The 4,769-nt window shown below is 67.0% G+C and carries 3 protein-coding genes and 2 pseudogenes; 3 read left to right on the top strand and 2 right to left on the bottom strand.

Going from position 1 to position 4,769, the window contains the following annotated elements; translation table 11 throughout:
• A pseudogene (locus tag ACKAE7_RS20430) lies at positions 1–360 on the top strand (hypothetical protein); the annotation flags it as partial.
• 15 nt (positions 361–375) lie between these two features.
• Here ACKAE7_RS20430 and ACKAE7_RS20435 read toward each other — a convergent pair.
• Positions 376–1,269, bottom strand: a complete 894-nt coding sequence (locus ACKAE7_RS20435) for a rhodanese-related sulfurtransferase (protein ID WP_408980153.1) — start codon at positions 1,267–1,269, stop codon at positions 376–378.
• 165 nt (positions 1,270–1,434) lie between these two features.
• Here ACKAE7_RS20435 and ACKAE7_RS20440 point away from each other — a divergent pair, with 165 nt between their 5' ends.
• Positions 1,435–2,127 (top strand): GNAT family N-acetyltransferase, encoded by a 693-nt coding sequence (locus ACKAE7_RS20440; protein ID WP_104184718.1) that lies wholly within the window; start codon positions 1,435–1,437, stop codon positions 2,125–2,127.
• Positions 2,128–2,192: 65 nt separating this feature from the next.
• Positions 2,193–4,568, top strand: coding sequence for a DEAD/DEAH box helicase (locus ACKAE7_RS20445; RefSeq protein ID WP_408980154.1), 2,376 nt, complete (start codon positions 2,193–2,195; stop codon positions 4,566–4,568).
• Positions 4,569–4,578: 10 nt separating this feature from the next.
• Here ACKAE7_RS20445 and ACKAE7_RS20450 read toward each other — a convergent pair.
• A pseudogene (locus ACKAE7_RS20450) lies at positions 4,579–4,769 on the bottom strand (hypothetical protein); the annotation flags it as partial.

Consider the following 4,769-nt stretch of genomic DNA (forward strand, 5'->3'; position numbering starts at 1 on the left):
ACCTGCGGCCGCACCGCAAGCTGCTGGCCGCCGTCGTGGTTTTCCAGCTCGCGCAGTCCAGTCCCCGACACCGGGCAGCCCGTGGCCTCCGCGGGGGCGGGCCTTGTGGCCGCGGGCAACGTCCGGACGGAGTCCACGCCGGTGCTGGGGACTGGCACCTACGCGCTGGCCCTGGCGTGCCGCAGCCAGCGGCGCGTGACCTTCACGGTCCGCAGCGACTCACTGACCCTGGTGGACCTGGGGCTCCGGTGCGGGATCAACCGGGAGAACGTCATCTATCTCTCCTCGGAGACAGCGCTCACCATCAGGGTGGAGGCCAGGACAGGCGCGAACTACGCCTACCGGCTGCGGCTCCTCTGAGGTGGTTGCCTGTGCTTAGGCGGCGCAGCCCTCCGGGCAGCGGAGGGTTTCCGGGCTGGAGGCGCACTCCGCGCAGTACAGGGTAAGGGTGCGGCAGCTGGGTTTGGAGCAGTTCTCGAACTTGCTGGTGGGCGCTGCGCAGCGGGTGCACTGCCCGATGGTCTTCGCGTCGTCGCTGAACTCCAGGTGCATGCGCTTGTCGAAGACGTAGAGCGAGCCCTCCCAGAGGCCCTGGTCCTTGAAGGTTTCGCCGTAGCGGACAATACCGCCGTCCAGCTGGTACACCTCTTTGAAGCCCCGGTTCACCATCAGACTGGACAGCACCTCGCAGCGGATCCCGCCAGTGCAGTAGGTGACCACGGGCTTGTCCTTGAGCCCGTCATACTTACCGGACTCGAGTTCCTGGATGAAGTCATGGGTGGTGGCAACGTCCGGGACGATTGCGTCCTTGAACCGGCCGATCTGCGCTTCGAAGGCATTCCGCCCGTCGAAGAAGACCACGTCCTCCCCGCTTTGCTTCTTGGTGTCAACGAGCTGGTGCAGTTCCTCGGGCTTAAGGTGGGTTCCGCCGCCCACCACCCCGTGGGCATCGACCTTCAGCTCCCCGGGGGCGCCGAAGGAGACAATCTCATCGCGCACCTTGACGCTGAGGCGCGGGAAGTCCTCCGCACCGCCGTCGGACCATTTCACGTCGATGTCCCGAAAGCCCTGGTACTCGCGGGTTGTCTTCACGTATTGCTTCACGGCACCGATCTCACCGCCCACGGTGGCGTTAATGCCGTCCTTGGAGATCAGGATGCGGCCCGTCAGCCCGAGCTTCTCGCAGAGGGCACGCTGCCAGAGCCGCACCGCCTCCGGGTCGGGAAGGGGGGTAAAGCCGTAAAAAAGCACAATTCGGTTTAAAGCCACGTATTTAAGGGTACCGGCACGGTTAGGCGGGCGGTGCGGGAACCTGCGGCTGCCGGAGCAGCGGCCATGACTGCCGGCCCGTACCGGCGCTTCCGCCGCATCACAATTGCATAAGCTCTTGGCAGCCCCCTGTTGCTGGCGGTCGGGCTGGAATAGTCTCATGCCATGAGTCCGGAAACCATGGTTGAAGACATCACTGGCCTTCTTGAGGTGTGGGTGGCCGGTTGGGCCGGCTGTCGCGGTTACAGGACATCCACCGAGGGCCGTTTCCCTGCTGCGCTTCGCGCCGACACCAGCGGCGACTGGGAATTCTTCGCTTCCGAGCCCGCGGACGATGAGTTCGCAGCTCTGGCCGCAAAGACGGCCGAAGCACCCGCGAGGGTCCTCACCATCCTCACCAATGACATCCCCCGGTACTCCGCCCTGGCGGAACGGCACGGCCTGAACGTGACCTCCAGCTCGCAGGCGATGATGATCGTGGATATGGAAACCCAGGACGCCGAGGATCCCTGGCTCTCCGACGACGACCTCACGCATTCGACGTGGGAGCAGGACGGCGTGCACTACGCAGAGGTCCGCTCCGGCGACACCCTGGCGGCCAGCGGACGCGTTTTTGTGGTGGGGGAAACCGCGGTGTTTGACAAGATCATCACCGAACCGGCTTTCCAGCGCCGCGGCCTGGGCAGTTTCATCATGCGTGCCCTGGCCGCCCAGGCCTTCGAGCACGACGTGCAGGAGGGCCTTCTCCTGGCCTCCGCCGACGGCCGGAAACTGTATTCCCACCTCGGCTGGACCACCGTTTCCCGCGTGCTGATGCTCTCCGCATCCCATGACGGTTCCGACCTCTCCCTGAGCTGACCCTTCCTGTTACCCCCATGGCGAACCGGGGCCGGCAAGGCTCCGCCGGGTGAAACAATGTGGGGGTGAACCCCCATGACTCCCTGATTCCCCTGCTGGGCCGCGGCCCGGACCCGGAACAGCTCCGTCATGTGCGAACCATCCCAGCGCGCGAGGCCGAGCATGAGCCATGGCCCGTCTGGCTCCACCCGGACCTGGTCGCGGCGTACCGATCGCTGGGCATCCAGGAGCCCTACCGGCACCAAGTGGAGGCGGCTGGCATAGCCCACGGCGGCGAACACGTTGTGGTGGCCACCGGAACCGCGTCAGGGAAGTCCCTGGCGTATCAGCTGCCGGCGCTCGACGCCATCCACCGCTCCGAACTGCGGGTCCTGGCTGACCCGGGGAAGATCCACGACGACGGCGCCGTCACCCTGTACCTCTCCCCCACCAAAGCCCTGGCGGCCGACCAGCTCAACGCCATCCGCGCCCTGAAACTGCCCACCGTGCGGGCGGAGACCTACGACGGCGACACCGACCCCGCGTCCCGCCGCTGGATCAGGGACCACGCCAACTTCATCCTGGCCAACCCGGACATGCTCCACTTCGGGATCCTTCCCAACCATGCCTGGTGGGCCGGGTTCTTCCGCCGCCTGCGCTACGTGATCATTGACGAGGCCCACAGCTACCGCGGAGTGTTCGGCTCCCACGTGGCCAACCTGATGCGACGGCTGCGCCGGATCTGCGCCTACTACGGGGCAGGCACGGCCCACCCGGGCCCAGTGTTCATCGCGGCCTCCGCCACAGCCTCGGAGCCTGACGTCTCCTTCGCCCGGCTCATCGGTGCCCCGGTCAAGGCCGTGTCCCGTGACGGCTCCCCGCACGGTTCCACCACCGTGGCCTTCTGGGAACCTGCCCTGACCGAAGTGAGGGGCGAGAACGGCGCCAGGGAACGGCGGACGGCGGTGGCAGAAACCGCCGACCTGCTGGCGAACCTGGTGTCTGCGCGCACCCGCACCATAGCGTTCATCAAGTCCCGGCGCGGGGCGGAGACCATCTCCTCGATCACGAAACGCCTCCTGGACGAGGTGGATCCCAGCTTGCCGCAGCGGGTGGCCGCCTACCGTTCCGGATACCTGCCCGAAGAACGCCGTGCGGTGGAAAGGGCCCTGCGCTCCGGCGAGCTCCTGGGCGTTTCGAGTACCTCAGCGCTGGAACTGGGCATCGATATCTCCGGCCTCGACGCCGTCCTGGTGGCAGGATGGCCAGGCACCCGCGCTTCCCTGTTCCAGCAGATCGGACGGGCCGGAAGGGCGGGCCAGGATGCCATCGCGGCCTTCGTGGCCAGCGACGATCCCCTGGACACCTTCCTGGTGAACCATCCAGAGGCGATTTTCGACGTGTCAGTGGAAGCGACGGTCTTTGACCCCTCCAACCCCTACGTCCTGGGGCCGCACCTGTGCGCCGCGGCTGCCGAGCTTCCCCTGGGCCCCGCAGAACTGGGCCTGTTCGGCAGCACCGCGGAGTCCCTCCTGGACAGGCTGGTGGCGCAAGGCTACCTCCGGCGGAGGCCCGCGGGCTGGTTCTGGACACACTCCCAGAGCGCGGCGGCCATGGTGAACCTGCGGGCCGACGGCGGTGGGCCGGTGAGCATCGTGGATGCCGAGACCGGGTCCCTCCTTGGCACGATGGATTCCCCGCAGACGCACTACCAGGCCCACACCGGCGCCGTCTACATCCACCAGGGTGACAGCTACGTGGTGGAGGACCTCAACGAGGACGATCACTGCGTGATGGTGCGCCGCGCCAATCCCGACTACTACACCACCGCCCGGGACGTGACCCAGATCGAGGTGCTGGAAACCCAGCGGACGGCGGAATGGGGTGACATCTCTGTTCATTTCGGCGACGTCAAAGTGACTACCCAGGTTGTTTCCTTCCAGCGCAAGGCCCTCATCTCCAACGAAATCCTTGGGGAGGAGCCGCTGGAACTGGGTGCCCGCGAACTCTTCACCAAGGCCGTCTGGTTCGTGGTGGACACCCGCTCCCTCACCGGGGCGGGCCTGATCGAAGCCCAGTTTCCCGGCGCGCTGCACGCGGCGGAACATGCAGCCATCGGCCTGCTGCCCCTGGTGGCGTCCAGCGACCGGTGGGACATCGGCGGGGTGTCCACGGCATTGCACGCCGACACCGGGGTGCCCACCATCTTCGTGTATGACGGGCACCCCGGCGGCGCGGGTTTTGCGGAGCGCGGTTTCGACAAGGCCAAGGTCTGGCTGACAGCCACCCGTGACGCCATCAAGGCCTGCGAATGTGATTCCGGGTGCCCTTCCTGCGTCCAGTCACCCAAATGCGGGAACAAAAACAACCCGCTGGACAAGGCTGCCGCCGTCACCCTCCTCGACGTCCTGCTCAAGAACTCCACCGAAGCCGCCTCCCCGGGCCTGGAAGTGCGGCACTGACCTGGACTGGCTAGGGCGGAGGCCCCGCACGGGAGCGCCCGTGGGCAGCTCCGAACACCGTCCGTTCCACCAGTTCGGTCCTCACCTCGACAGTCTGGCCAGTGCCCTCGGTGCAGCTCACGACTGCGGCCCCGTGCCGGGCAGCCACCTCCGCCGCCACGGTGCAGGGCTCCCCGGAGGCGAGGCCGCGCAGGGCGTCGG

Source organism: Pseudarthrobacter sp. NKDBFgelt (assembly GCF_046097905.1).
Lineage (GTDB): Bacteria > Actinomycetota > Actinomycetes > Actinomycetales > Micrococcaceae > Arthrobacter > Arthrobacter polychromogenes.

Excerpts from the sequence above, each read along its gene's own strand:
- ACKAE7_RS20440 (WP_104184718.1), top strand. The coding sequence starts at position 1,435 with ATGAGTCCGGAAACCATGGTTGAAGACATCACTGGCCTTCTTGAGGTG.